At 44.4% G+C, this 4,224-nt stretch carries 5 protein-coding genes and 1 pseudogene; 1 reads left to right on the top strand and 5 read right to left on the bottom strand.

Features of this window, described 5'->3' with window-relative positions:
• A pseudogene (locus QTO00_RS15725) lies at nucleotides 1–326 on the top strand (DUF2057 domain-containing protein); the annotation flags it as partial.
• A gap of 146 nt (nucleotides 327–472) precedes the next feature.
• Here the strand turns inward: QTO00_RS15725 and QTO00_RS15720 are convergent.
• The 5 genes from QTO00_RS15720 to QTO00_RS15700 form a co-directional block, all read right to left on the bottom strand.
• On the bottom strand, nucleotides 473–928 hold the full coding sequence (locus QTO00_RS15720) for an NfeD family protein (protein ID WP_331425632.1): 456 nt from the start codon (nucleotides 926–928) through the stop codon (nucleotides 473–475).
• Nucleotides 929–936: 8 nt separating this feature from the next.
• Nucleotides 937–1,860, bottom strand: coding sequence for an SPFH domain-containing protein (locus tag QTO00_RS15715; protein ID WP_331425631.1), 924 nt, complete (start codon nucleotides 1,858–1,860; stop codon nucleotides 937–939).
• Nucleotides 1,861–2,000: 140 nt separating this feature from the next.
• Nucleotides 2,001–2,855 carry a co-chaperone YbbN gene (locus QTO00_RS15710; protein WP_331425630.1) on the bottom strand — a complete coding sequence of 285 codons (855 nt, stop codon included), beginning with the start codon at nucleotides 2,853–2,855 and terminating at the stop codon, nucleotides 2,001–2,003.
• 326 nt (nucleotides 2,856–3,181) lie between these two features.
• Entirely contained in the window at nucleotides 3,182–4,009 is an 828-nt protein-coding gene (locus QTO00_RS15705; protein ID WP_331425629.1) for an SDR family oxidoreductase, read from the bottom strand.
• Between the two features lie 45 nt (nucleotides 4,010–4,054).
• On the bottom strand, nucleotides 4,055–4,224 hold a 170-nt coding region (locus tag QTO00_RS15700), incomplete at its 5' end, for a DUF1731 domain-containing protein (RefSeq protein ID WP_331425633.1).

Raw genomic sequence — 4,224 nt, 5'->3', positions numbered from 1 at the left:
GTTATATTGAAGCCGTTAGAAACAGTGTTAATAATCAACTTAAATCGAAACCTGTCGCTGTAGTCGCAGCACCAACTGCAACAGCAATGGTTGAAACCTCAAGCACTGTAGAGAAATCCAAATCTTATGAAATGGCCATGTATTGGTATCAACAACTTGATGATACACAAAAAGAAAGTGTAACAAATTGGGCTGTTTCTAATCGTAAAAATACCAAAGCGAAATTAGACACCGAAGATCAAGCGGAGCAGATGTTCTCTTATTGGTTTGGTCAAGCGAACGACAGTGAAAAGAAAATGATTTTGGTTGAGCTGATTAACCAATAATAAATGTTTGAATAATAAGAAGGAACCAACTTGGTTCCTTTTTATGTTTGTATGGATAGTAAAAGTACTTTTGATACCAGTTGTAAACTCAGTCTTCAAGACATTTTTAGGTTGTACTCTACAAACCAAAATTGGCGCATAACGTTTTACTGCTCTAATGGCTTAATAGTTAAAATAATCCCATTAACTTCGGTGATTGTTACTTGTTGACCGGAGGAAAGATTTTGTTCGGAAAGAGCACTCCACGTCGTGTCGCCAACTCTAATACGTCCTTTTCCGGCAGGAAAGTCCTCATCTAAGCGCACGACTTGGCCGACGAGTTGCTTGTCTTTCTGGTTCAGGTCGCGCTCAGCGTCAGACTTTCGATCCGCTTTAAATTGCCTGCGCCACCACAGCCAGGTAGTAATTAAAGCGAAAGCAGCGAAAGCCACCCACTGAAGTTGCCAACTCATTGGAACCAAGGTGAGTAACACGCCGACCATCAGGGCCGATAAACCTAACCAAAGGAAGTAACCTGCGGTGCCCAATAGTTCGATAGCAAGAAGGGCTAGCCCGAAAGCTAGCCAGTGCCAATGGTTGATACTTTCCAATAACTCAAACACAACCACCTCTACTTAGCGTCATCTTGCGATTGTTTAAACATTTCAGCAATTCCCGCCACAGAGCCCATTAAACCCGTTGCTTCAAGCGGCAACATGATAATTTTACCATTCTCTGCTTGGCCAATGGTTTTAAGTGCGTCGGTGTAACCTTGAGCAATAAAGTAATTCACGGCTTGCATGTCACCTTTCGCAATGGCTTCTGATACCATGCTGGTTGCGCGAGCCTCTGCTTCTGCAGCGCGTTCGCGCGCTTCAGCTTGAAGAATGGCCGCCTGTTTGTCGCCTTCTGCTTTCAAAATCTCAGATTGCTTATGACCTTCTGCTTTTAATATCTCGGCTTGTCGAACCCCCTCTGCTTCAAGAATGTCAGCACGTTTATTACGTTCGGCCTTCATCTGTGCATTCATTGCTGCGGTAAGATCTGCTGGTGGTTGAACATCTTTAATTTCGATACGGGTAACTTTGACACCCCAAGGGTTAGTTGCTTCGTCAACGATAGAAAGCAGTTTAGTATTGATCATGTCACGTTGGCTAAGCATCTCATCCAACTCCATAGAACCAAGAACAGTACGAATGTTGGTGAGAGTTAAGTTGCGGATTGCATGCTCAAGATCATTAACTTCATAAGCGGCCTGCGCAGCGTCGACCACTTGCACGAAACAGACGGCATCAATAGTCACGTTAGCGTTATCTTTAGAGATCACTTCTTGAGCCGGGATGTCTAAAACACGTTCCATCATATTGATCTTATGGCCGATGCCATCGATAAATGGAATGATGATGTTTAAGCCTGGCTTGAGGGTTTGTGTGTAGCGACCAAAACGCTCAACGGTCCAGTTGTTACCTTGAGGCACTGTCTTGACCGCTGCAATGATCAGTGAGATCACCACAACAAGAAAGACACCGATAGTAATCAATGAATCAATAGCCATATCTGAGTTCCTTTTATAAGTTGTCTATTGATTGTTGCCTATAGCACAGCCGGTGACAATGGCAGAAGTGAGAAGTTGAATGTAATTTAGGCAAAAATAAAGCCGGATTAACCGGCTTTAAGTCTATGATTTGGAATGAACTAGTAGAGAATAGAGTAAAGCTGTCGACGATACTTACCTGCGGTAGGGTTACCTTGCCCAAGGGCGGCTAAGATATCCATGAACGACTTTTTAATTTCACCATCAAGAGCGCCTAAATCTTTGCGTAATATGGTCCAAAGCAACTCAAGCGCCTCTTCGTCTCTATTAACTTGATGGTAGTTTAACGCCAGTTCATTGGTTAGTTTTAGGTCACTTGGACTTTGAGCCAATGCTTCTTCTAGAGACTGGATCTCTGGGCTATTGGCCGCCTGTGCGTGCAGTTCTAGCTTGGCAATCAGTCCTTTATAGTAGTTGTCGTGATATTCGAGAGGAATCGCCTCAAGCAGGGTTCTGGCTTGATCGAAGTTTTGCGTTTCTAAGTAGCAGTCTGCTAGCGCGAGTTTTACGTCACCTTTCTGCTTGAGCTCTTGATCCAACGCTTCAAGCAAAGAGAGTGCCTGAGCATGTTGCCCCGCTTGGATGAGATCGAGAGCTTGCTTTAAGTTCTGTTCGTCTTGGCTCGGAAGGTGTTTGGTTAGCATCTCTTGAATAGCGGTGACGCTTTGCGGTCCGCCAAGTCCGTCGACAGCCTGTCCATTGATAAATAACGCAATGGTTGGCAGTGCCTGTACACCAAATTGACTCGCGATCATCTGCTCTTGTTCGCAGTTAAGTAGCGCAAGGGTAAAAGCGCCATTGTACTGCTGGGCTAGCATCTGCAGTTCTGGAATTACCTGTGCACTTTCCTCACTCATTGGAGCCCAAAAGTGAATAAGTACTGGGGTCTGCATTGATTCTTCAAGTACTTGGCGGAAGTTCTGTTCGTTTAGCTCGACAATATATGGGGACTGCATTTGAAAATTCCTTGCAACTTGGTCTATAAGCAATAGATATGGGCGGAGTGGGAAGAGTTCAAGCTAACAGTTTGAATTCGAGGTCATATTGCTGCCAAAACGAAAAACACCGCCGGATATGGCGGTGTTTGTTCTCTAGCGAGAAAGCGAAGGTGTCTATAATACGATAAACAAGGTTAGCGCAACACCCACACTCAGCCAGTTTAACTGGTTTAAGGACATATTATTATTCCGAATGTAGCGCTTAAATTAATTAGGGTCTATACGCCCTGATTGTTAATTTACCTACTTATTGTTACGGAATAATGACAAAGTTAAACAAAAGGTCACGCCGCCTGGCGTAGTATCTTATCAAGTAACCGAGTTGGAAGTAGTCGTTTTAACACAGCAAATACCTTGGTCGGTGTGGTAATTCGGTAGCGAATTTTCGGTTGGTTCGCCTCAAGGGCGTGGATTAGCGGTTCAACGCAAGATTCGGCAGGTAGCACGAATGCATTGTTCGAGGTTTCACTGTTCAATCGCTCCATTTGCTGCAGATATTGTGCTTCGTGGGCGCTACCTTCAATGGTAATCCAACGTTTAAAAGCTTCGAGGGCGTTGGCGCGAAATTCGGTTTCGATTGGTCCTGGTTCTATTAGGCTTATGTGAATATCGCTGCCCATAAGTTCAAGTCTTAATGTATCACTCCAACCTTCAATGGCGAATTTGGAGGCGTTATAGGCACCGCGATACTTCATGGCGGCAAAGCCTAGTACTGAACTGTTTTGAACAATTCGCCCAGCACCTTGTTTACGCATCACGGGAAGCACTTCACGGACCAATTGGTGCCAGCCAAAGAAGTTGGTTTCAAACTGCTCCCTTAAACCGTCGGTTGGTAAGTCTTCGAGTGCACCCGGTTGGCCGTATGCGCCATTATTAAACAGCGCATCAAGTTTACCATCGGTTAAGGCTAAGGTTTGCTCTACTGCTTGTGAAATACTGTTAGGGTCAGCAAGATCAAGTTGAATACAAGTTAATCCTTCAGCTTGAAGTCGTGCAACGTCAGCTTGCTTCCTACAAGAGGCAATGACTTGATAGCCTCGCTGGTGAAGTGCGTGAGCAGATACGTAGCCAATGCCAGTTGAACAACCGGTGATTAGTATTGATTTTTTCATGCAGAGCCGGACCAGTTAATTGAGTAATTAGATCAGGTTACTGGATTAATCCTGGTGTTGTAACAGATTTTTTAACGCAGGTTCAATTCGTGAGTAACTGAAGCGAAATCCTAACTCGGTCAACTTCTTAGGTTTGGCCCGGATACTATCGAATAGAAGAACTGAACTCTCTCCCATTGCCATCGTCATGAGCCACTTAGGTGTTTTAAGTAGAT

It is taken from the genome of Vibrio sp. M260118 (assembly GCF_036533755.1).
In the GTDB taxonomy this organism is placed as follows: Bacteria; Pseudomonadota; Gammaproteobacteria; order Enterobacterales; family Vibrionaceae; genus Vibrio.
This window is presented reverse-complemented; position numbering and strand designations above follow the sequence as displayed.

What these genes read in the sequence shown, in the direction of transcription:
- QTO00_RS15715 (WP_331425631.1), bottom strand. Translation starts at nt 1,860, where the DNA reads ATGGCTATTGATTCATTGATTACTATCGGTGTCTTTCTTGTTGTGGTG.
- QTO00_RS15710 (WP_331425630.1), bottom strand. Translation starts at nt 2,855, where the DNA reads ATGCAGTCCCCATATATTGTCGAGCTAAACGAACAGAACTTCCGCCAA.
- QTO00_RS15705 (WP_331425629.1), bottom strand. Translation starts at nt 4,009, where the DNA reads ATGAAAAAATCAATACTAATCACCGGTTGTTCAACTGGCATTGGCTAC.